The organism is Kitasatospora phosalacinea, assembly GCF_000717185.1.
Lineage (GTDB): Bacteria > Actinomycetota > Actinomycetes > Streptomycetales > Streptomycetaceae > Kitasatospora > Kitasatospora phosalacinea_A.
Genome location: NZ_JNYE01000036.1, coordinates 35,135 through 57,207 on the forward strand (window position 1 = coordinate 35,135; position 22,073 = coordinate 57,207).

At 75.2% G+C, this 22,073-nt stretch carries 20 protein-coding genes and 1 pseudogene; 12 read left to right on the forward strand and 9 right to left on the reverse strand.

The genetic code is table 11. From position 1 onward, the window contains the following. Window positions 1-266 precede the first annotated feature (266 nt). Window positions 267-698 (reverse strand): winged helix-turn-helix transcriptional regulator, encoded by a 432-nt coding sequence (locus OO57_RS17265; protein WP_033253388.1) that lies wholly within the window; start codon window positions 696-698, stop codon window positions 267-269. A gap of 92 nt (window positions 699-790) precedes the next feature. On the opposite strand from OO57_RS17265, the gene OO57_RS17270 reads away from it, so the two are divergent. The 3 genes and pseudogenes from OO57_RS17270 to OO57_RS42630 form a co-directional block, all read left to right on the forward strand. After that, the gene (locus OO57_RS17270) at window positions 791-1,891 is read left to right on the forward strand and encodes a Gfo/Idh/MocA family protein (RefSeq protein ID WP_033253389.1); all 1,101 of its coding nucleotides are present in this window, start codon (window positions 791-793) and stop codon (window positions 1,889-1,891) included. Window positions 1,892-1,947: 56 nt separating this feature from the next. Continuing rightward, window positions 1,948-2,556, forward strand: a complete 609-nt coding sequence (locus tag OO57_RS17275; RefSeq protein ID WP_033253390.1) for an NAD(P)H-dependent oxidoreductase — start codon at window positions 1,948-1,950, stop codon at window positions 2,554-2,556. Between the two features lie 36 nt (window positions 2,557-2,592). Beyond that, a pseudogene (locus OO57_RS42630) lies at window positions 2,593-2,721 on the forward strand (IS982 family transposase); the annotation flags it as partial. 233 nt (window positions 2,722-2,954) lie between these two features. Here OO57_RS42630 and OO57_RS17285 read toward each other — a convergent pair. The 4 genes from OO57_RS17285 to OO57_RS41150 are packed head-to-tail and all read right to left on the reverse strand — an operon-like array spanning window position 2,955 to window position 9,253. Beyond that, entirely contained in the window at window positions 2,955-4,181 is a 1,227-nt protein-coding gene (locus OO57_RS17285) for an MFS transporter (RefSeq protein WP_033253392.1), read from the reverse strand. Between the two features lie 47 nt (window positions 4,182-4,228). Further along, entirely contained in the window at window positions 4,229-7,312 is a 3,084-nt protein-coding gene (locus tag OO57_RS39535; protein WP_051777818.1) for a condensation domain-containing protein, read from the reverse strand. Continuing rightward, on the reverse strand, window positions 7,309-8,301 hold the full coding sequence (gene pseB, locus OO57_RS17295; RefSeq protein ID WP_033253393.1) for a UDP-N-acetylglucosamine 4,6-dehydratase (inverting): 993 nt from the start codon (window positions 8,299-8,301) through the stop codon (window positions 7,309-7,311). Before pseB ends, OO57_RS39535 begins: the two co-directional genes overlap by 4 nt. A gap of 19 nt (window positions 8,302-8,320) precedes the next feature. After that, window positions 8,321-9,253, reverse strand: coding sequence for an NAD-dependent epimerase/dehydratase family protein (locus tag OO57_RS41150; RefSeq protein ID WP_033253394.1), 933 nt, complete (start codon window positions 9,251-9,253; stop codon window positions 8,321-8,323). 25 nt (window positions 9,254-9,278) lie between these two features. On the opposite strand from OO57_RS41150, the gene OO57_RS43880 reads away from it, so the two are divergent. Then, on the forward strand, window positions 9,279-10,424 hold the full coding sequence (locus OO57_RS43880; protein WP_051777819.1) for a hypothetical protein: 1,146 nt from the start codon (window positions 9,279-9,281) through the stop codon (window positions 10,422-10,424). Window positions 10,425-10,461: 37 nt separating this feature from the next. Here the strand turns inward: OO57_RS43880 and OO57_RS17310 are convergent, their stop codons facing one another. Then, window positions 10,462-11,025, reverse strand: coding sequence for an O-methyltransferase (locus OO57_RS17310; RefSeq protein ID WP_051777821.1), 564 nt, complete (start codon window positions 11,023-11,025; stop codon window positions 10,462-10,464). Between the two features lie 442 nt (window positions 11,026-11,467). Here OO57_RS17310 and OO57_RS17315 point away from each other — a divergent pair, with 442 nt between their 5' ends. Genes OO57_RS17315 through OO57_RS42635 form a run of 8 tightly spaced genes read left to right on the forward strand, consistent with a single transcriptional unit; the run spans window position 11,468 to window position 19,122 of the window. After that, window positions 11,468-12,394 carry a thiamine pyrophosphate-dependent dehydrogenase E1 component subunit alpha gene (locus OO57_RS17315; protein ID WP_051777823.1) on the forward strand — a complete coding sequence of 309 codons (927 nt, stop codon included), beginning with the start codon at window positions 11,468-11,470 and terminating at the stop codon, window positions 12,392-12,394. Then, entirely contained in the window at window positions 12,391-13,344 is a 954-nt protein-coding gene (locus OO57_RS43885) for a transketolase C-terminal domain-containing protein (protein WP_051777825.1), read from the forward strand. Before OO57_RS17315 ends, OO57_RS43885 begins: the two co-directional genes overlap by 4 nt. Beyond that, entirely contained in the window at window positions 13,341-14,489 is a 1,149-nt protein-coding gene (locus tag OO57_RS17325) for a pyridoxal phosphate-dependent aminotransferase (RefSeq protein WP_033253395.1), read from the forward strand. Before OO57_RS43885 ends, OO57_RS17325 begins: the two co-directional genes overlap by 4 nt. Beyond that, window positions 14,486-15,724, forward strand: coding sequence for an aminotransferase class III-fold pyridoxal phosphate-dependent enzyme (locus tag OO57_RS17330; RefSeq protein WP_051777827.1), 1,239 nt, complete (start codon window positions 14,486-14,488; stop codon window positions 15,722-15,724). The genes OO57_RS17325 and OO57_RS17330 overlap by 4 nt, the downstream gene beginning before the upstream one ends. A 40-nt stretch (window positions 15,725-15,764) precedes the next feature. Beyond that, window positions 15,765-16,052: a hypothetical protein gene (locus OO57_RS17335; protein WP_033253396.1), complete on the forward strand. Its 288-nt coding sequence runs from the start codon at window positions 15,765-15,767 to the stop codon at window positions 16,050-16,052. Then, window positions 16,045-16,740 (forward strand): RraA family protein, encoded by a 696-nt coding sequence (locus tag OO57_RS17340; RefSeq protein WP_033253397.1) that lies wholly within the window; start codon window positions 16,045-16,047, stop codon window positions 16,738-16,740. The genes OO57_RS17335 and OO57_RS17340 overlap by 8 nt, the downstream gene beginning before the upstream one ends. Window positions 16,741-16,756: 16 nt before the next feature. Beyond that, on the forward strand, window positions 16,757-17,965 hold the full coding sequence (locus OO57_RS17345) for a cytochrome P450 (RefSeq protein WP_033253398.1): 1,209 nt from the start codon (window positions 16,757-16,759) through the stop codon (window positions 17,963-17,965). Next, window positions 17,962-19,122, forward strand: a complete 1,161-nt coding sequence (locus OO57_RS42635; protein ID WP_051777829.1) for a hypothetical protein — start codon at window positions 17,962-17,964, stop codon at window positions 19,120-19,122. The genes OO57_RS17345 and OO57_RS42635 overlap by 4 nt, the downstream gene beginning before the upstream one ends. A gap of 123 nt (window positions 19,123-19,245) precedes the next feature. On the opposite strand, the gene OO57_RS17355 is transcribed toward OO57_RS42635, so the two are convergent. The 3 genes from OO57_RS17355 to OO57_RS47390 all read right to left on the reverse strand — a co-directional run bounded on the left by OO57_RS17355 (window position 19,246) and on the right by OO57_RS47390 (window position 21,904). After that, window positions 19,246-20,520 (reverse strand): extracellular solute-binding protein, encoded by a 1,275-nt coding sequence (locus OO57_RS17355; protein WP_033253399.1) that lies wholly within the window; start codon window positions 20,518-20,520, stop codon window positions 19,246-19,248. A gap of 128 nt (window positions 20,521-20,648) precedes the next feature. Beyond that, window positions 20,649-21,578: a glutaminase gene (locus OO57_RS17360; RefSeq protein WP_033253400.1), complete on the reverse strand. Its 930-nt coding sequence runs from the start codon at window positions 21,576-21,578 to the stop codon at window positions 20,649-20,651. After that, the gene (locus OO57_RS47390; RefSeq protein ID WP_199811274.1) at window positions 21,566-21,904 is read right to left on the reverse strand and encodes a hypothetical protein; all 339 of its coding nucleotides are present in this window, start codon (window positions 21,902-21,904) and stop codon (window positions 21,566-21,568) included. The genes OO57_RS17360 and OO57_RS47390 overlap by 13 nt, the downstream gene beginning before the upstream one ends. Window positions 21,905-22,073 lie beyond the last annotated feature (169 nt).

Genomic DNA, 22,073 nt, shown 5'->3' on the forward strand with positions numbered 1-22,073 from the left:
CTCGGCCCGGCGCTCGGCCCGCCGCCGCTCATAGGCGGCACGGTCCTGCGGGTTGTCGAGGGCGCCGGTGAGGGGGTGCAGGCCGTCGAGGCCACACCGCCACCGCACCTGGCCCGTCGGCCCGAGCTGGATGAGCTTGTCGGGGGAGGCGACCACGATGGGGATGGCGTCGGGGTAGTCGAGCCGGCCGTCCGTCGAGCAGGACTCGGTCCGGCGGCGGTCACGCCAGAACTCGGCCGGGCGGTCGCCGCGATGCGAAAGGAACCCTATTCGGCGTCGCTCCCCGCGGCGGCGAGTGCGACGTCGTAGTCGAGGCGGGCCCGGTCGATCGCCTCGACATGCCGCTCGGCCCAGCCGGCCAGTTCGACCAGGGAGTCGTACAGCTCGCGCGCGATCGGCGTCGCCGTGTACTCGACCTTCGGCGGCACCGTCGGGTAGACGGTCCGGGTCAGCAGGCCGTCGCGCTCCAGGTTGCGCAGGGTGAGCGTCAGCATCCGGCGGCTGATGCCCCTGACCTGGCGCTCCAACTCGGTGAAACGGGCCGGACCCTGAGTGGTCACCAGCAGGATGGCGATGCTCCACTTCCCGCTGACCCTGCCGAGGACGTCGAGCACCGAGCAGGCGGCCTGGGTGGCAGGAGTTTCGCACTCCTTCGGGGCGCTGACCTCGACGGTCACACCGGTGTTCCCCTGGGACACGAAAGTGCCTCCTTCCACTTTCGGTGCATGATCGCAGACCATGATCCCGGCAACAAGACGGGTAGTACGAACGCGGAGCGAGGGGTTCCATCATGGCGGGCAGGATTCGGGTCGGGGTTGTCGGGGCTCACGCCGAACGCGGCTGGGGACGTGCGGTCCACCTGCCCGCCCTCGCGGCCTCCAGGGACGACTACGAGATCGTCGCGGTCGCCGGTACGAGCCAGCAGTCGGCCGACGCGGCAGCCGGCGTCTGGGGTGCCCGGCACGCCTTCGCCGACGCCCAGAAGCTGATGGAGCACCCCGAGGTCGACCTGGTCACCATCGCCGTCCAACTGCCCCAGCGGGACGGCCTGGTGGACGCGGCGATCACGGCCGGCAAGCACGTGTACAGCGAGTGGCCGCTGGCCCTGGACGCGGGGACCGCCGAGCGGTTCCGGGCCGGTGCGGAGGCGGCCGGGGTCCGGGCCGCGATCGGCCTGCAATCCCGGCACCACCCGATGGTCCGCTACCTGCGCGACCTGGTCACCGAGGGCGCGGTCGGCGAGGTCCTCTCCAGCTCGCTCAGCTACTCGATCGCCTCGCCCGAGGTCTGGTCGCAGCGGTACGCGGCGCTCTTCGACGCCACCAAGGGCGTCAACCACGTCGCGGTCGTCGGCGGCCACTCGCTCGACATGTACGGCTCGATCGTGGGCGGCTTCGCCGAGCTCTCCGCGACCCTGACCACCCGGACCAGCACCATCACCCTCCAGGAGACCGGCGAGCCGCTCGCGGTCACCTCGCCGGACCAGATCGTGGTGTCGGGCCTGCTGGAGTCCGGCGCCGCCTCGTCGGTCCACTTCATGACGGGCGGCCCGCGCGGCGACGGCTTCCGCATCGAGGTGCACGGCCGGGCCGGCCGGCTCGTGCTGCACTCCACCGACGACTCGCTGGTGGGTCCGGAGTTCGTCCTCACCCTCGCCAAGGCGAACGGCGCCCCCGCCGAGACGCTCGTACTCCCGTCGCGCTACGTCCCGGTTCTCGCCACCGCCCCCGTCCCGGTGAGCAACGTCCACCGCGTCTACGCCGACCTCGCCCGCGCCATACGCACCGGCGAGCCCTTCGACCCCTCCTTCGCCACTGCGGTCCGCACCCACCGCCTGCTGGACGCGATCAAGGACTCCGCCGCCATGGGCGAGCGCCGGCGCCTGGGCTGATTCCCGTGCGGGCATAAGATCTCCCGTGCGGCAACGGCCAAGGGGGAAAAAAAGACATGGGCGGCGTACAGCGGGTCGGGGTCTATCTGGCGCATCCTCGGACGGGGAGCTTCAACCACGCGCTGTACGAGGCGGTGGTGGACGAGCTGCGCGGGCGCGGGTGCGAGGTGGCCGGGCACGACCTGTACGCGGAGGGGTTCGCACCGGTGCTGACCGCCGAGGAGACGGAGACGGTGACTGCGGTCGGCGAGTCCGTCGATCCGCAACTGGCGCTGCACCGGGCGGAGGTGGCCACACTCGACGCGCTGGTGCTGATCCACCCGAACTGGTGGGGAATGCCGCCGGCCGTGCTGGCCGGGTGGGTCCAGCGAGTACTGGTGCCCGGTGTGGCGTACAAGCTGGGCACCGCCGACGGCGAGCCGACCGGCTTGCTGCGGGCCGGCCGGGCGCTGGTGCTGAACACCTCCGACACTCCGCAGGACCGCGAGCACGACGAGTTCGGCGACCCGCTGCAGCGGATCTGGGCTGCCTGCGTCCTGCCCTACGTGGGCGTGGCGGAGGTCCGGCGGCTCGTCTTCCGCACGGTCACGGACTCGGTGGACGCCACCCGCGCGCAGTGGCTGCGCCAGGCGCGGCAGGAGGCGGCGGCGCTGCTCGGCGCGTGACAACCGACCGCGTGTCCAGCCATCAGGGCGAAGGCCCACCAGGGCCGAACCCCAGGCGGTGTAATGGCCCGTGTCCTGCAACGCATCCTCGCCCTGACCACCGCGATCTGGCACAACCACCACACCGGCCAACCCGTCATGCGCTCGCTGACCGCCTACGACCACCAACCCTTCGCATCAATCATCCAGGAGCGTCGGGCGTCGCCCGGAGCAGCCGGGGGCCGGTGGGACTCGGTCGGCCTCGGCCCTCCCTGACGGTCCGTCGGCCTGCTGGCGGGCCGACGGTGGGCCGTTCGGGCCGTTCGGGCCGTTCGGCGGGTGGCGGGACGCCCGCGGCCCGGCTGCCGCAGCGGGCGGGTGCCGGGCCGTGCCCCGCGGGGGCCTGCGGTGGTCCGGGCTCAGTCCTGCAGCGCCCGCCAGCCGGCGAGGGTGGCCAGGGCGAGGCCCGCGCCCGAGAGGGAGAAGGCCACCCGCGCATCGACGTGCTGCGCCAGCGCGGTGACCAGCAGGCCGGTGAACGGCACCGTGCCGGTCATCGCCACGCCCCACAGGGCCATCACGCGGCCGCGCAGTCCGGGGTCGGACCGCAGCTGGACCAGGGTGTTGGCGGCGGCGATGAACCAGATGGAGGTCAGGCCGGTGGCGGCCATGGCGACGAACGCCACCGGGGTGGCCGGGGCCCACGCCACGCAGAGGATCGAGGCGCCGGTGCCCAGGGCGAGCACCCGGACCCGCTGTGCGCTCGGCTCCGGGGCCCCGGCCGCCAGGAGCGCTCCGGGCAGTCCGCCGAGGCCGAAGGCCGCCATCATCGCCCCGTAGCCGCCGCCGCCCAGGTGCAGTGACCGCTCCACGAGCGGGGGCAGCGCGATGCCCATGCTGAAGATCAGGCCGCTGAACGCCACCATGGGCATCAGGGTCCGCAGCAGCGGCGTGCGCCACACGTAGCCGAAGCCCTCGCGGACCTCGCCGCCGCGCTTGGCCCCGCGCGGCGGGGTCACCGTGGACGGGGCGAGCCGGGTCAGCACCAGCAGCGGCGCGCAGTAGGCCAGCCCGTTGACGGCGAAGCAGGCGGCGGGGCCGGTGGTCGCCAGCAGGGCGCCGGCCGCTCCGGGCCCGATCACCCGGGCGGCGTTCAGCGCGACCTCCCAGAGCCCGACCGCGCTGGCGACCGCCTTCTCTCCGACCAGGTCGATGACGTAGACCTGCCGGGCGGGTGCGTCGACGGTGGTGGTCGCACCGGACAGGGCGGACAGGACGAGGATCGGGGCGATCGTCAGCCGGTCCGTCGCCGCGAGCAGGCTGAGCGTCGCCGCGATGGCCATCAGCAGCGGCTGGGTGATCAGGAGCAGCCTGCGGCGGTCGTAGCGGTCCACCAGGGCGCCCGCCCAGGGGCCGAGCAGCAGGGTGGGGCCCCAGAAGCAGGCGGTGAGCGCGCTGAGCCACAGCGCGTTGCCGGTCCGCTCCAGGACGACCCAGGACAGGGCGACGCTCTGGGCCATGGAGCCGGAGGCGGAGGTGAGTTGGCCGAGGAACCACACCCGGAACCTCGGTTCGCGCAGGGCGCCGCCGATGCGGGCGAGCACGCCGGGCGCGCGGGACGGCAGGGTGCCGGATTCGGTGGACACGCTTGCTCCTCGGTGGGTGGGGCCTGGGCAGTGGGACGGGGGGCCGGTCAGCGGGGCACCGGGCGGCCGGAGCCCTCCGCCCGGACCGGCAGGCGCTCCCACTCCTCCCGGTTCCGGCCGGGCGCGGCGGCCCCCGTCACCGGGTGCAGCACGTAGTGGTGCGGCGCGACGGCGGCCGGGAAGCCCGGCAGTGCGGCGACCACGGCCCGGTGCAGGTCCTCGGGCCCGACGGCATCTCCGGGCCCGGCGTCCCCGGGCCCGACGGTGGCGTCCTGGCAGGCGACGTGGGCGACGAGCCGGGGCCCGTCGGGGGTGTCGTCGACGAAGACCTCGGCCGGCCGGCCGGGGAGCGCGGCGGCGACCGCGGCGCGGACGTCGGCCGGGTGGACCGCGCAGTGGTCGAGGTGCAGCCACTCGGGGCCGCGGTCCGGCGGGGTGAGGCCGGTGGCCAGGACGGCGGCGGTGAGGTCGGGCAGCGGGAGGTCGCGTTCGGCCGCGCGGACGGCGACCAGCTCGACGGCGCGCAGCAGCGGGTCGGTCCGGTCCCCGGCCAGGTGCGCGGTGTCGACCATCGCGTAGACGTGGTCGCAGGCCCCGGTGGTGTCGGACGGGCAGTCGCCGACGGTGCGGCTGTGGAAGAAGAAGGTGGCGTCCTGGCGTTCCCAGGCTCCGATCCAGCCGGTCCTGGTCCGCTCGGACAGCGCGGCGAGGTCGAGTTCGGGCCGGGGGACGACCGGCTGTTCGAGACCGGCCCGGACGTCGTTGAAGAAGGTCGACAGGTTCAGGTGGACGCCGCGCTCCAGGCCGGTCCGGGCGGTCAGCACGTCCCGGGCGTCGGGGTCGCACTGGCTGTGCAGCAGGTTGCCCATCGAACTGCGCACGACGGCCCGGACCAGTTCGCCGAAGGTGCCGCCGCCGATCTCGGCCGGGACGACGGCGTTGCTCAGCGCGTTGCCGACCAGCGGCGCGATCTCGGGGAAGACGCGGTTGCCGAGGACGGTCTTGAAGGCCACGGTCCGGTTGCCGGTGGCGGTGGCCAGGGCGACGGCGACCGCGGCGAGCAGCACGGCGGAGGTGCCGGTCCGGTGCCGGTCGGCGATCCGGCGGAGCGCTTCGGTGAGGGCCGGGGAGCACATCTCCATGCGGCGGAAGCGGTACCGGTCCGGCGGCAGGAGCGGGCCGGGGAAGTTGGTCTGCGGCATGGCCCGCAGGTGTGCGGCGGTCCGGGCGAGGCCCGCTTCGGAGAGTTTCCGGCCGGCCGCCGAGGTCTCGTACGCGGCCCGGTCGAGCGGTTGCGGGACGGGCTCCGGCAGTTCGGCCCGCGGGCCGTCGGCGAGCAGGGCGGCCAGTTCCCCGGTGAGCACGGCGGCGGCTCCGCCGTCGGCGAGGACGTGCGAGAGCACCAGGGTGATCCGGGCGGGGGCGCCGTCGACGGTGACGACGCAGGGCCGCACCGGCCACTCCTCGTCGAGTGCGAAGGTGCGTCCGAGCAGGCGGGCGCGGTGCCGGTCGAGGACCTGGTCGGCGGTGCCCGGGTCGGCGGGGGCGATCAGCACCTCGACCGTGCCCGCGGCCGGGACCTCCTGCCGCGGGGTGCCGTCGGGGGCGGTCACGACCCGGGTGCGGAGCGCCTCGTGGCGGTGCACCAGGCGTCCGAGGCAGGCGAGCGCGGTGGGCAGGTCGCGGCCGGGCGGGACCGGCACGGTCACGTGCAGGTTGAAGTAGTGCGCCTCCTCCCCCATCCACCGGGAGTCGTTCCACAGCAGCCGCTGGCCCCACATCAGGGGGCCGGGCGGCCGCGGGGTGCCGGTGAAGGCGAGCGGGGCGTACCGGAGGGGCGCGTACTTGTGGGGGTCGCCGTAGTCGTCGGCGCCGGTCCAGGAGCCGGGGCGCAGGTGCCCGTTGAACGGGAGGTCCTGGTCGGTGCGCATGGCGGGCCGGGGGTGGTCGAGGTGGAGCAGCGGGTCGTCGAAGCGGCGCAGTTCGCCGTCCTCGGCGAGGCGGCGCACCACGTCCTCGTCCTCGCCGCCCCAGCCCTCGAAGCGCTCGTCGAACCCGCCGATCCGGTGCAGTGCGCCGCTCCGGGCCCAGAGCGCGCCGCCGGGCGGTTCGCGGAGCAGGACGCCGCGCAGCCGGTCGAGCGGGACGTCCGGTTCGCCGTGGACGCAGCGCCGGGTGAGGGCGGTGGCGGTGGCGGGGGCGTCGAGGGAGAGCGACCGGTCGCAGCAGACGTGCGCGGTGTGGCCGAGCTCGGTCAGGCGCCGGGCGTTGCGGCGGACGAAGGAGCGGTCGGCGAGGATGTCGGCGTCGAGGACGCAGGTGAGGGTGGAGCGGTCGTGGTCGCGGTCCGCGGCGAGGCCGAGGTTGACGGTCCAGGACTTGTTGAAGCGGCCCTCGTGGGCGGCGAACAGGTACCGGTCGGCGAGGGGTTCGACCAGCTCGCGCACGTACGGCCGGTCGTCGGTCTCCACGACGGTGACCCGGATCGGCCCGTCCCGGTAGTCCTGGTCGTGCAGGGCGAGCAGGCAGGCGAGCAGGTTGCGGGTGCGGCCGCCGCGGGTGCGGTCCCGGAACGGGACGACGACGTGGACGGACGGCCCGTCGGCGGGCCGGGCCGGGGCCGGCCGGTGGCGGGCCCCGGCGGCGAGGGCGCGCAGCGCGGCGGTGTCCGGTGCGGCGGCGCCGGGTGCGTGGCGGTCGCCGAGGTGGTGGTCGAGCCAGATCTCGCCGTCGGTGCGGGCGGTGAGCGCGGCGAGTGCGGCGCGTTCCGGGGAGGAGTCGAGCAGCGGGGCGAGCCGTTCGGCGAGCGCCCGGTGGCGCTGCGGGTCGGCCGGTGCGGCGACGAGGGCGGCGTGGGCGGCCCGGGCGCCGGGTTCGGTCGCGGCCAGCGCGCGGGTGCGGCCGTCGACGGCGGCGAAGGCGGCCCGGCTGAGCTCCCAGTAGCCGGCGGTGGCGGCCGGGACGGCGGGGTCGTGGGCGAGGACGGTGTAGTCGGCGAGGCGGCGGGCGAGGCGGTCCGCGGTGTCAGCCGGGTGGTCCGCGGTGTCAGCCGGGTGGTCCGCGGTGTCCGCGGGGTGGTCCGCGGTGTCCGCGGGGCGGTCCGCGGTGTCGGCGGGGCGGGGGCCGGTCACGCCTGTTCCTCCGTCCGGTCGAGCATGGCGCGCAGTTCGTCGACGCCGAGCCACAGGTCGTTGCGGTCCGAGGAGTAGGAGAAGCCGTCGGGCACGGGGAGGGCCCCGGCGGGCGGGCGGTAGCCGAGGCCGCTCAGGGCGGGCTGGACGATGTAGCGGTCACCGAGCCGGACGACCTGCGGCGCGTCGTCGGGGTGGATCATCTCCTCGTGCAGCTTCTCGCCGGGGCGCAGTCCGATCTCGTGCTGCACCCCGTCGGGGGCGATGGCCTGGGCGAGGTCGGTGATCCGCATGCTGGGGATGCGGGGGACGTACAGTTCGCCGCCCTGCATCTGGTCGAAGGTGTCGAGGACGAAGCGGACGGCCTGGTCGAGGCCGATCCAGAACCTGGTCATCCGCTTGTCGGTGATCGGCAGGCTCCGGCCGGCCCGGGCGGTGGCGCGGAAGAAGGGCACGACGGAGCCGCGGCTGCCGAGCACGTTGCCGTAGCGCACGACGGCGTACCGGGTGCCGTGCGGGGCGGTCTCGGCGTTGGCGGCGACGAAGAGCTTGTCGGCGACGAGCTTGGTGCCGCCGTAGAGGTTGACCGGGCGGCAGGCCTTGTCCGTGGAGAGCGCGACGACCTTGGCGACGCCGGCCTCGGCCGCGGCGTCGGCGACGTTCTGGGAGCCGGTGATGTTGGTGCGGATGAACTCGGCGGGATTGGACTCGCCCGCGTCGACCTGCTTGAGCGCGGCGGCGTGCACGACGTGGTCGACGCCCCGCATCGCCGTGCGCAGGCGGTCGCGGTCGCGGACGTCGCCGATGACCCAGTGGATCCGGGGGTCGTCGGCGAACAGCCGGCGGGCCTCGTACTGCTTGAGCTCGTCGCGCGAGTAGACGACCACCCGCGCGGGGTCGCCGTGGTCGAGGACCTGCCGCAGGAGGGCCTTGCCGAAGGAGCCGGTGGCTCCGGTGACCAGCAGGGACGCGCCTCGAAGTGTTTCCAAGTCTCTCAGCTCCGTTCGTTCAGGGGAGGTCGGCCAGCTGGTCGGCCACCAGGCGCGACAGCGCGGAGGACACCGGGGACCAGCCCAGTGCCGCCCGGGTGTCGGCGGTGTCGGCGACCAGGTAGGGCGTGTCCTGCTCGGGCGCGGGACGGTGGACCACCGGGACGGGGCGGCCGGTGGCCCGTCCCACCTCGGCGAGGACGTCCCGGACGCTCGCCGGCGTGGCGCCCAGGTTGAGGACGCGGTGTTCCCCGTCCGGGCTGCGGACCAGCGCGGCGGCCACGGCGGCGGCCACGTCGCGGACGTGGACGAAGTCGCGCATCGCGCTGCCGTCGCCGTTGACGGTGAGCGCGGGCGAGCGGCCGGTCGCGGCGGCGACGGCCCTCGGGATCAGGGCGACCGGGTTGGGTCGTCCGCCGTACGGCGTGCGGCCGGCGGCGTTGAACAGGCGCAGGCCCGTCGCGCCGAGGACGCCGCTCTCGACGGCGGCGGTGACGGCCCGTTCGGCCGCGAGCTTGGCCCGTCCGTAGGTGCTGCGCGGGCTGCCCGCGTCGCAGGTGCGCAGCGGCCGCTCCAGCGGACGGCCGTAGACGGCGGAGCTGGAGAGGTGAACCAGCGTCAGCGGGCGGCCGCTGCGCCGGGATTCGGCCCGCAGTGCGGCCAGCAGGTGGGCGGTCCCCTCGGTGATAACCTTCCGCTGCCGTTCGGCGGCTTCGGCGGAGGACTGCCTGACCGTGCCGTCGGCGGCGAGGTGGCAGACCGCGTCGACCCCGCGGACCGCGTCGGCCAGCTCGGCCGGGCGGAGGACGTCGCCGCGGCGGGCGAGGACGGGCCGGGGCCAGCTCCGCCGGGTGCGGTGCTCCAGTGCGACCACCTCCGTGCCCCCGGCCGCCAGCCGGTGCACCACCGCCTGTCCGAGGTATCCGCACGCCCCGGTGACCAGTACCCGCATTTCGTCCTCCGGAGGGAGCCGCACCATGGCGGTGGTTTCGGACCGTGCCGCAGCGCACCCGGCCCGCGGGGCCCGCCCGCTGCGGGTGGGCCTGCGCGCCGACGCGTCGGCGGCCGTGGGCGGCGGCCACATGATGCGCTGCCTGGCGCTCGCCGAGGAACTGCGCCGGCAGGGCGCCGAGGCGGTGCTGCTCGGGTCGGTGGACGGCCTCGACTGGCTGCGCGAGCAGCTCGCCGAACGCCGCCTGGAGCTGCTGCCCGGCCCGTCCGACCCGGCCGGGCTGGTGGAGGCCGCCCGCGCGGCGGCGCTGGACGCGGTGGTCCTCGACTCGTACGCGCTGGCCGCGGAGTGCTCGGCCGCGCTGCGCTCCGCCGGGCTGCCGGTCGCCGTGATCGTCGACGGCACCACCCGCGGGCAGAGCGCCGACCTGGTGATCGACCAGGCGGTGGGCTCGCCCGACATGAGTTCCGTCCTTCCGGAGACGACCGGGGGGGCTGGGGAGGCTGGGGGTGAACGGCCGCGCCGGCTCGGCGGCTTCGAGCACGCGCTGGTCCGCGGCGCCGTGCTCGCCGCCCGCGACGGCGCCGGGTCCGGGTCCGGGTCCGGTCCCGGCGCGGTGCCGCACGTGCTGTGCTTCTTCGGCGCCACCGACCCGTACGGGGCCGCGCCCGACGCCGTCGCCGCGCTGCTGGCCACCGGGCTGCCGGTGCGGCTGACCGTGGTGGCCGCCGGGGCCGGACCGCGCGGGGCTGTCGAGGCGCTGGCCGTGGGCCCTGGGCAGGTGGTCCGGGTGACCCCGCCGGTCGCCGACCTGCCGGGGCTGGCGCGGGAGGCCGACGCGGTGGTCACCGCGGCGGGCAGCTCGGTGCTGGACCTGCTGTGCCTGGGGCGGGCGGTGGCGGTGCTGGTGGTCGCCGAGGCCCAGTGGCCGGTCTACCGGGCGGTGGTGGACGCCGGTCTGGTGGTCGGCCTGGGCGCGCTGGAGTCGCTGCGCGGGGCCGGGAGCGCCCGGGTGCGGGCGGTGGCCGCGCTGCGGGAGCTGCTCGCCGACGGGTCGGCCCGGGCCGGGCTGGCGCGCCGGGGGGCCGCCGCGGTCGACGGGTCGGGCTGCGTGCGCGTCGCCGGGGCGCTGCTCGGGCTCGCCCGGTCGGGGCGGGAGCAGGCCGGCTGACGTCCGGGCGGCCGGGGGCCGGGCGGGCCGGGACCGGTCAGCGCTTCGTCGCCAGGACGAAGCCGCTGCCGACGGCCAGTTCGACCGCCACCAGGTCGGGGTGGCCGAGCAGGGTGGCCTTGATCTCGGCCACCTTGGCGACGTGCTCCGGCTCCGCGTAGCGGGCGGGGTCGAGGTCGTCGACGATGAGCACGCCGCCGGGCCGCAGCGCAGCGATGGTGCGGTCGAGCCCGGTCCACTTGCCACCCGGCGCGTCCGCGAAGATCAGGTCGAACTGGCCGAGTTCGCCGAGGAGTTGCTCGGCGTCGCCGAGGTGCAGCCGCACTCCGGCGGGCCAGTTCCCGGCTCCGGCGAGTTCCGCGACGGCGGCGTCGTTGTCCACCGAGTGGACCTCGACGTCGTCACGGCCCCCCAGCCCGCGCACGATCCAGGCGAGGCCGACGCCGACCCCGGTGCCGAGCTCCAGGATGCGGCCGCCCCGGGGCACCGCCGCGCTCAGCACGGCGAGCAGCTCCCCGGCCGGCGGCTCGCAGGAATAGGCGAAGCCATGTGCCCGGGACCGCTCGGCGGCCGATTCGACAATTGCCACCAATTCGTCCATGACCTGTCTCCTAATCAGCCCTCCGGGGTGATCCGGAGGGGCCGTTCGCACGGCCGCTTCGGACGGCCCGACGGTGCCGATGCTATTCGACTCATTTACGGAACCGCAAGCACGACAGGGCCCTTGACGGACCATCAGGACAAAAGTGATCTAGACCAATCGCTTGCCAGCGGCCAGCCCCCTGGGTAGTGTCGGTCGTGATCCAACAGGCGTCCCACCACCGAGAAGCCAGGGTCACAGCACCTACCTCGGACTTCGAGCCACACCATGCTCGTCCGAGCGCGCCGGTCCTCCATCGAGGCCGCACCCGTGCTTCCACTGCCCTTGACACCTTCATCTATTCCGCTCCGGCGAAGGCGAAATGACGGTTAACCGGAATCCTTTCCCCAACGGTGCAGAAATCGGACGGAATGGGTTCGACCTGTTCTCCGCATATTCCTGCATGGCGCTCATCCGCGAGTACGAGGAGCGCGTGATGGAACTGCGCACGGCCGGCGAGGTGGTCGGTCCCGTGCACCCGTACATCGGCCAGGAGGCGATCGCGGTCGGCGTCTGCGCCGCCCTGCGCGCCGGCGACTCGATCGTCAGCCACTACCGGGGCCACGGCCACGCCCTCGCCCGCGGCGTGTCGATGGACGCGCTCACCGCCGAACTGCTCGGCCGCAAGAGCGGCCTGTGCGGCGGCCGGGCCGCCGCGCTGGTCTCCGACCCGGCCGTCAACCTGCTGCTCTCCAGCGGGATCATCGGCGCGGGCATCCCGATCGCGGCCGGCGCCGCGATGACCTCGCAGGTCCGGGGCAGCGGCGACGTGGCGGTGGTGTTCCTCGGCGACGGCGGGCTCGGCAGCGGCGTCGTGCACGAGACGCTGCTGATGGCGACCGCCCAGCGCCTGCCGCTGATCCTGGTCTGCGAGCACAACAGCTACCAGGGCGGCACCCGCAGCGAGGAGGTCTACCCCGACCTCGACCTGACCCGGATCCCGCTCGGCCACCGGATGCGGACCGTCTCCGTCGACGGCAACGACGTGACCGCCGTCCACGAGGCGGCCGCCGAGGCGGTCGCCGCCGCCCGCAGCGGCGCCGGCCCCACCTTCGTCGAGGCCCGCACCTACCTCACCCGCTTCCACCTCCAGTTCGACAAGCCGTCCACCGAGCGCCGCCCCGCCGCGGAGCTCGCGCACTGGCTCGACCGCGACCCGCTGCAACTCGCCCACCGGCGGCTGCTCGCCGCGGGCACCGCGGACGAGGACCTGGCCGCGGTGGCCCGGGCGGCCGCCGAGCGGGTGGCCGCAGCCGTCGCGTTCGCCCGCTCGGCGCCCTGGCCGGCCCCTTCCGACGTATCGACCAACGTGTGGGCGGAGAAGCCGTGAACGAACTCGCAGTGCTCGACGTCGTCCTGGAGGACGAACTGCGCCGGGACGACTCCCTGGTGTTCCTGGCGACCAGCACCCCGCCGGAGTGGCGCCGCGAGTTCGGCGAGGCCCGGATCCGCACCTGCGCCATCTCCGAGCAGGCCATGGTCGGCGCCGCGGTCGGCGCCGCGATGACCGGGCTGAGGCCGGTGGTCGACCTCAACCGGGCCTCCTTCTCCTTCCTGGTGATGGACCAGCTCGTCAACCACGCCGCCCGCCTGCACTACCTCACCGACGGCGGCTACCGCGCGCCGATGGTGGTCACCTCCGCCACCCGCGGCCGCCAGCAGCTCGGCCCGCAGAACGAGCAGTGCCCGTACGGGGTCTTCATGCAGATCCCGGGCATCCGGGTGGCCGTGCCCGGCACCGCCGAGGACGCCTGCGCCCTGCTGCGCTCGGCCGTCCGCGAGAGCGGCCCGGTGATGCTGTTCATCGCGCCGGAGCTGGCCCGCGGCGCCAACCTCCGGGCGGCCCTCACCGCCCCGCCGGTGCCGTTCGGCGAGGCCATGCTCCGCCACCGGGGCGACGCCGCGACGGTGGTGGCGATCGGCGGCGCCGTCCGTCCGGCCGTCGAAGGGGTGGCCGCGCTCGCCGCGCAGGGCATCGACTGCGACCTGATCGATCCGCGCACCCTCGTCCCGCTGGACGTCGAGGCCCTCGCCTCCTCGCTGCGCCGCACCGGCCGGCTGGTCCTGGTGGACGACGGCCCGCGCTCGGGCGCGCCCGCCCAGATCCTCTCCGCGCTGTACGACGTGCCCGGGCTGCCGGAGGCGCTCGGCGGCCGGGTCGCCTTCGTGTGCGCCCCCGACTCGCCGGTGCCGTCCACGCCCGCGCTGGAGCAGTACACCTGGCCCGAGCCGCAGGCGGTGGCCGCAGCCGTGCGCCGACTGGCGGAGCCCCGGCCGTGACCACGGCGGTCGGCCGGACGAGCCGCGGCTCGGCGTTCACGATCGCCGCGGCCGCCGACCGGCTGGAGCGGGCCGGACGGTCCGTGGTGCGGCTGGAACTGGGCGTCCCCGACCTCCCGCCCCCGCCGGAGGCGCAGGAGGCGCTCGCCGCCGCACTCGGCCGGCCCTCGGCGTACACCCCGCCGGCCGGGCTGCCCGAGGTCCGGGCCCACGTCGCCGCCCACTACTCCGGCGTGCTCGGGCGGCCGGTCGCCGCCGACGAGGTGCTGCTGGTGCCCGGCAGCAACCTGGTCCTGCACGGCGTCCTGCTCGCCACCGTCCGCCCCGGCGACGAGGTGCTGCTGCCCGACCCGGGCTTCCCCCCGTACGCCGAGCTGGTCAGGCTCGCCGGTGCCGTGCCGGTCTGCTACCCGCTGCGCGCCGAGCGGGGCCACGCCCCCGACCCGGCCGAGGTCGCCGCCCTGGTGACCCCCCGGACCAGGCTGCTCATCCTGAACACGCCGAACAACCCGACCGGCGCCGTCACCCCCGGCACGACGGTGGCCGCCCTGGCCGCACTGGCCCGGCGCGGCGGGTTCCGGCTGCTGCTCGACGACGCCTACCGCGAACTCGTCTACGACGGCAGCCCGCCCGCCGCGGCCGCGCTCGCGCCCGACGACCCGGTGGTCCTGATGGACAGCCTGTCCAAGAGCCACTCGCTGTGCGGCTGGCGGGTCGGCATCGCCGTCGCCGACCGCCGACTCGTCCGCGAACTCGCCGAACTGATGACCAACCTGCACTGCTGCATGCCCGACGTCATCCAGCGCGCCGTCCCCGCCGCCCTCCGCGCGCACCACCGGGTCCGCGCGCTGGCCGCCGAACTGCGCACCCGCCGCGACCTGGTGACCGGGCGGCTGTCGGACATGCCCGGCATCCGCCTGCACCCGCCGGGCGGCGCCTTCTACGCCTTCCCCGACATCACCGCCACCGGCCTGACCGACGAGCAGTTCGCCGACCGGCTGCTGCACCGGGCCGGCGTCGCCGTCGTCCCCGGATCGCTCTACGGGCGGCACGGCCGGGGCCACGTCCGCATCGCCTTCACCCGTCCGTCGGACCAGCTCACCGCAGGCATGGACCGGTTACACGACTTCCTGGAGTCCCTATGACCACCGTCGACACGCCCGGCACCGAGGCCGCCGGGACACCGCACCCCGACGACGCGCCCGGCGCCCTGTCCACCCTCGACGAGGGCGGGCTGCTCGGCGAGCGCCTCACCGTCGTGGACGCCGACAACGCGACCCTGACCCTGCGCGACCGGGCCGGACGGCTGCGCACCTGCGTCGACCTGATGTCGGCGTACGCCTCGGTCAACTTCGGCCACCGCAACCGGGCCGTCGAGCGGAGCCTGTCCCGCGGCTCGGACCTCGCCGCGCTGTTCTACCCCCAGGAGGCCGCCGAGGTCGCCGAGTGGCTCGCCACCGCGGTCGCCGGGGACGGCGGGCCCCGCCGGGTGCTGTACCAGGTCGGCGGCAGCTTCGCCGTCTCCAGCGCGATCGCGCTGGCCCGCCGGGCCCGGCCCGGGCGGGTGCTGGCCGTCGACGGGGCCTTCCACGGGCTCGGCGTCGACGCGCTCGCCGTCACCACCGTGCACCGGGACAGCGCCCTCCAGGACACCGGCTTCACCGCCCGGCTCGCCGACCAGGTCGAGCACCTGAGCCCCGGCGAGCTGCCGACCGACTGGTCCGGCGTCTCGTGCGTCGTCTACGAGCCGGTGCAGGGGGCCAACGGCTACGTGCCGTTGGACGCCGACTGGCTGCGGGAGCTGGAGGCGGCCGCCCGCGCGGCCGGCGCGGTGCTGGTCTCCGACGAGATCCAGTGCGGCTACTACCGGCACGGCCACCTGAGCCCGTCGCGCGCGCTGGGCCTCGACCCGGACGTCGTGCTGTTCGGCAAGTCGCTCACCAACGGCATGTACCCGCTCTCCGCAGTGGTCTACAAGCCGTGGCTGGAAGAGGAGTTGAAGGCCCCGGTCCACCTGGCGCACACCTTCCAGACCGGCGCGCTGGGCTTCACCGCCGCCCGCGAGGTGATCCGCTTCGTGACCGCGAACCCGGTCGCCGAGTGGGCCGACCGGGTCGGCGCGCAACTGCGCGCGGCGGCCGGTGCCTGGCAGCGGGACGGCCTGGTCCGCTCGGTCCACCTGACCGGCCCCACGCTCTCCTTCGAGCCCGTGCACGGCACCGCCCGGCAGCTGGTCCGGGCCGCGTTCGAGCGCGGCGTCCTGCCGTTCACCGGCGGTGCGCACGGCCAGCGGGTGCGGATCGCCCCGCCGCTCACCGTCCCCGCCGAGCAGCTCGACGAGGCCCTGCGCACCGTCGAAGCCGCCCTCCCCCGTCCCTGACCGCACACCACCGTCCCCCCTGAAAGGGAGCTGACCGACCATGACCCCGGACGACTTCTACCGGCAACTGACCGACTTCCTGCGCGAGATGAACGCGGATCCGGACGCCGTCCCGGACAGCCTCGACGCGGACGACAACCTGTTCGACCTCGGGCTGATGAGCTCGTTCTCCACCATCCGGGTACTGGTCTTCCTGGAGCAGCTGACCGGCCGCGCGGTCGACATCGCCGACCACGACATCGAGGAGTTCTACACCATGCGCGGCCTGTACGGGCTGTTCGCCGCCGAGACCGCCGAGGCCGCCGCAGAGGGGGCGACCCGTGGCTGAGACCGTCCCCGCCTCCCGCTTCGACGAGGCCGCGATCGCCGCCCTGCGGGCCCGCTTCGAACGGGTCGGCTGCGCCCAGCTCGCGGACGCCGCACCGGAGCTGATCACCGTCCTGGACCTGCCGCTGGCCGCCCGCAACGGCCGCCCCCGGGTCTGCGGCCCGGTCTTCCCGGTGGCCACCGACGACGACATGCTGCCGTGCCTGCAGGCGCTCGCCGCCACCCCGCCCGGCTGGGTGCTCTTCCTGCACAACCGGGTCACCCCGTCCGAGGCCCTCGCCGGGGACATCTTCACCGCCTCGGCGGCGGCCCAGCGGCTGGGCGGGATCGTGGTCGACGGCGCCGTCCGGGACCTGCTGGAACTCGCCCCGCTCCCGGTGCCGGTCTTCTCCACCCAGGTCACCTACGTCTCCGCCCGCACCACCGAGACCCGCGCCGACCAGGTGCCGCAGACCGTCCGGGCGGGCGGGCGCGAGATCCGCCCCGGCGACTGGATCTTCGGTGACGCCGACGGGTTCCTGCTGCTGGCCGAGGACCGGGTCTCCGCCGTCCTCGCCGCCGGCGCGGTGCTCCGCAATCAGGAGGAGAAGCTCATCGACGCCATCACCCGCGGCGACGGCACCCTGGCCGAGCTGACCGGTCTCGCCGACTTCCTGGCCGGCACCGGACCGCTCACGTTCGCCCCGTAGCGGGAGGGGAGCCGTCGTGACAGCAACCACCGGCCACCAGGCACCCGGCCGCCTCGACTTCGACGACCCGGTGTTCCAGACCGACCCGTGGCCCCTCTACGCCCACCACCGCGAGCACGACCCGGTGCACTGGTCGCCCGCGCTCGGCTCGTTCTTCGTCTTCGGCCACGAACACGTGCGGCAGACCCTGGTCTCGCCCGACTTCGGCACCTACCACCCGTTCCGGGCCAGCCGCCGCGCCTTCGGCCCGTCCATGCTCGACAGCGACGGTGCGCGGCACACCGTCCAGCGGGCGGCCGCGGCCGGCAGCTTCCGCCCGCGCCAGGTCGGCGAGGCGGCGACCCGCATCGTCGCCCCGCTGGCCGCCGCCCTCCTCGACGACCTGCTCCCCGCCGGACGCGCCGACTTCGCCGAGGTGCTCGCCCGGACCCTGCCGATGCAGGTGGTCTGCCGGGTGATGGGCCTGCCGGTGGCGGACGCGCAGTGGCTCGGCGACATGATGCGGCCGCTGGCCGCGTACGTCGACCACGCCGGAGTGGAGCTGGCCGAGGTGGTGCGGCGGCGCCAGGAGCTGCGCGCCTACCTGCTCGACGCGGCGGCCGACGGCGCGGAGCACCCCGGGCTGCTGCACGTGCTGGCGGGCAACGAGGAGCTGACCGAGGCCGACGCGTGCAACAACGGGATCCTGCTGCTGGCGGCCGGCACCGAGACCACGACCGCCGCGATCACCAACCTGGTCGCGCGCGTCGCCGCCGAACCCGGCCTGTTCGAACGGCTGCGGCGGGACCGCTCGCTGCTGCCCGCCGTGATCGCCGAGACCCTGCGGCACGAGCCGCCGCTGCACGTCACCCTCCGCTTCGCGCAGCGCGACCTCGTGCTGGAGGGCGTCGACGTGCCGGCGGGCTCCGCCGTCCAGGTCTGCCTGGCCAGTGCCAACCGCGACCCGGCGGTCCACCCCGAACCCGACCGCTGGCTGCCCGACCGGCCGCGCCGCCCCACGATGTCCTTCGGCATGGGACGGCACCTCTGCCTCGGCATGGGGCTGGCCAACGCCGAGCTGGAGACCGTGCTCGGCGCGGTCCTGGACCGGCTCGACCACCTGGCGCTCGCCGAGGGCGTCGACCCCCGCCCGGTCGGGCGGACCTTCCGCACGGTACCCGCCCTGCGGTGCAGCTACCCGGCCCCCCGGCCGGCCCCGTCCAGCGAGCGGAGAACCGCCTCATGACCGATCCGCAGCCGGAGACCGCCGCGCTCTGGCGCAGCCCGGCCGCGCTGGCCCCCGCCCAGCGGCGCACCTTCGACGACCTGCTCGCGTACTGCGTCCCCGGCCCGGCCGCGGTCGAGGCGCGGCACACCGAGGAGGGCACCACCGTCCGGCTCCCGGCCGATCCCGGCTGGCCGGTCGACCGGGTCCGCGGGCTGCTCGACGCCGCGTTCGCCCGGGCCGGCGCCGCGCCGCCCCGCGACCCGAAGGTGCTGGTCGAGCTGGGCGGCCGGCACCGCCCGCCGACGCCGGAGCGGGCCGTGCCCGCGGACAGCACGCACGTCGGCCCTGGGCTGAACGTCTCCGGGCCCGGGGTCGCCCGGCTGGTGCGGGCCCTGGACCGCGTCTTCCTCGACCTGGCCCGCCGGGCCGGCGCGGTCGAGCACGCCGTGCCGCACCTGGTCTCCTGGGAGACCGTCGAACGGGCCGGCTACCACCGGACCTTCCCGCAGCACCTCACCCCGTGCGCCGTCGCCGGCCCCGACCTCGCCGCCCTGGACCGCTTCGCGGCGGCCGCCCCCGAGGACCGGATGGCGGAGCTGCGCCCGGCCCCGGTGGTGCTCGCCCCGGCGGTCTGCCTGAGCCTCTTCGCGGCGCTCGCCGACTCGGCGCTCGACCGGCCGTTCATCGGCACCGCGACCGGCGGCTGCGCCCGGCACGAGGCGGGCACGGTCCGCTCCACCACGCGGCTGTGGGCGTTCACCATGCGCGAGGTGGTGTTCGTCGGCGAGCCGGCGGCCGCCCGGGCGTTCCGGGACGACATGCTCGACCGGGTCGCGGAATTCGCCCGCGAGCTGGACCTGCCCAGCACGCTGCTCTCCGCGAACGACCCCTTCTTCACCCGCGAGCGCGGCGACCTGGCCACCTTCCAGTCGTCCTTCGACCTGAAGCACGAACTGCTCGCCCGCACCGCCGACGGCAGCCCCGTCGCGGTCACCTCGGTCAACCTGCACCAGCAGCACTTCGGCACCGGCTTCGGCATCACCCTCCCCTCGGGCGCCCCGGCCCACTCCACCTGCGTGGGCTTCGGCCTGGAACGCTGGGCCCAGTGGATCCACAGCCACCTCGGCAGCGACCCGGCCGCCTGGCCCGACCCCCTCCGCACCGCAGCCGACTGAACCCCGCCCCGCTCCCCCGCACCCCGCTCCCCCGTACCCCGCCCGCCCTGCTGCCCGCCCCGGCAGCAGGGCGGCGCGCCCGGCGGCCCCCGCGGGAAGAGCCGGCACCGGCATCCGGCCCGCTCAGGAGCGGTAGTCCGGCAGGAGCGTGCGGGCCTGTTCGGCGGCGCGGTCCAGGCCCGCCCTGACGCTCTCCCGGCCGTCGAGGATGCTCACCAGCTCGGCGCCGAACAGGTCGTACAGCGACCCGTACTCGGCGAGGGCGGCCCGGGGCCGGCCGACCGGCAGCACCTTGCGGAAGCCGATCACGCCCGGGTTGGCCTCCACGTAGGAGGTGGTGGCGTCGGACCGGGTGGGCAGCGTCGAGTTGCGCACCGCGGTCCAGGTCTGGGCGTTGGCGGAGGTCATGAAGGCGACGAACTTCTCGGCGGCCGCCCGGTGTTCGGCGTCGGCGGCGGCGGAGACGACGAGGTTGTGGCCGCCGAGCGGCGAACCCGCCCGGCCCGAGCCGCCGGCCGGCACGGGCGCGATCCCGAGGTTGCCCCGGTCGGCGAACGCCGCGCCGCGGGTGACGTTGGCGTTCTCCCACGGCCCCTCGACGACGGCGGCGACCCGGCCGGCCGAGAACGCCGCGAGCAGCGCGGCGCGGCCCTGGGGCGTGCCGTCGTCCTTGGTGACGCCGGGAGCGGAGACGAGTGCCTTCAGCCCGGTGACCGCCTTGACCGCGGCCGGGGAGTTGACGGTGATCGTCCGGTCGGGGACGTCGACCAGGTCCACGTCCTCGCCGTACAGGAACGGCATCGCGTAGTACCCCTGGACGTGCAGGGCGAAGCCGTCGGCACCCGTCCGCGCCTTGATGACCGCGGCCGCGGCCTTGAGGTCGGACCAGGTGGCCGGCGGCCCGGAGAGGCCCGCCGCGGCGAACAGCCGCTTGTTGTAGAGCAGCGCGAGGACGTCGGTGGACTGCGGCACGGCGTACAGCCGCCCCCCGTAACGGGCCTGCTCGATCAGCTGGGGCTCGAACTCGGCGATGTCCGCCGCGGCCTCGGTCCCGTCCAGCGGGACCAGCCGACCCGCCTGCGCCAGTCCGGCCGTCCAGCCGACGTCGGCGCGGAGCACGTCCGGCGCGTCCTTCCCGCTCGCGGCCTCGAACCGGGCGCGGGCCTCGGTGAACGGCACGCTGACGTACTCCACCTCGATGCCGGGGTTGACCTCCTCGAAGTCGTGCACCAGCGTGCGGAAGGTCGGACTCTCGGTCACCGGGTCGGAGGTGTCCCACCAGGTGATGGTGACGGCGGCTCCGGCGGCGCGTCCCGCCGACGTGGTGGCGGGGCCGCAGGCGGTCAGCACGAGGGCGACCGCGAGCGCGAGGACGGCGGGCGGGCCGACACGTCGCACGGTGACTCCTGTCGGGTGGGTGGTCGGACGGAACGGCCGTATCCCAGCACGCGCATGCAAGGCCTGACAATAGTTTTCGGAAAAGCGTGCAAACCTTTTCCGTCGGTCGGCCGCCCGGCCCGACAGGATCAGAACACCGACAGCCCGGTGAGCGTGGTGAAGAGGTCCAGCGCCGCCACTCCGGCGACGGAGTTCCCCCGTTCGTCCAGGCCGGGGCTCCACACGCACAGGGCGCACCGGCCGGGCACGACGGCGATGATGCCGCCGCCCACCCCGCTCTTGCCGGGCAGGCCCACCCGATAGGCGAAGTCGCCGGCGGCGTCGTAGGTCCCGCAGGTCAGCATGACGGCGTTGACCTGCTTGGCCTGGCTGCGGGTCAGCAGCCGGGTGCCGTCGGCGCGGACGCCGTGCCGGGCCAGGAGGGTGGCCGCCAGCGCGAGGTCGGCGCAGGAGGCGGTGAGCGAGCACTGGCGGAAGTACTGGTCGAGCAGGAGCGGGACGGGGTTGTCGATGTTGCCGTAGGAGGCCATGAAGTGGCCGAGGGCGGCGTTCCGGTCGCCGTGCGCGGCCTCCGAGGCGGCGACCGCCGGATCGAAGTCGAGGTCCGGGTTCCCGCTCTCGGTGCGCAGCAGCCGCAGGAGCGCGCCCGCGGCGTCACCGGTGCGGGTGTGGAGGCGGTCGGTGACGACCAGGGCGCCGGCGTTGATGAACGGGTTGCGCGGGATGCCGTTCTCGTACTCGAGCTGCACCAGGGAGTTGAACGGGTTGCCGGAGGGCTCGCGGCCCACGTGCTCCCACAGCTCGTCGCCCTCGTGGGCCAGGTCCAGGGCCAGGGTGAAGACCTTGGTGATGGACTGCACGGAGAACGGTTCGCGCCACTCGCCCACCCCGTGGACGGTGCCGTCCAACTCGGCGACGGCCATGCCGAAGGCGCGCGGGTCGCGGCCGGCGAGCGCCGGGATGTAGTCGGCGGACCGCCCCCGGCCGGGCGTCCGCGCGATCTCCTCGGAGATGCGTTCCAGAAGCTGCTGATAGTCCGTCGTCGTCACGGCACCCATTGTGCGCACCGGGCCCGTCGGGCTGCGGCGGGATCCCCGTCGGCGACGGCACGGACCGCCGCCGCGGCCTCCGGCCCCGCCCGGAAGGGCTCGGCGGGTCGCCGCCGCCGGGGGGCTCCCGGCCCGTCCTGGACGACGGGCAGGCCGTGCGGGCAGCGCCTGCCGAGCGGGGCGTCGAGGACGGCGGCGCCGTCGCGGACCTCGGAGCCGTCGAAGGCGGCGGAGGCCGCGGTGGTCCGGAGGGCGCCCTCGCACTCGTTGTCGTCGTCGCGCTCGCGGTCGTGGGCGACGGAGGTGTCGTCCAGCACCGACGGCGTGGACCCCACCCGGCTCGGCCCCGGCCCCCCTGGGCAACGCCCGGCAGTTCCACCCCCGGCTACCGCTTCGCCCTCTTCGACCACGCGACGCAGGCGCTCGGCCCGTCCTTTCGCAAGTCCCTGCAAGAAATTTTATCTTTCTGGTGCGAGACCCCGCTCCCTATCGGCTCCACGTGGC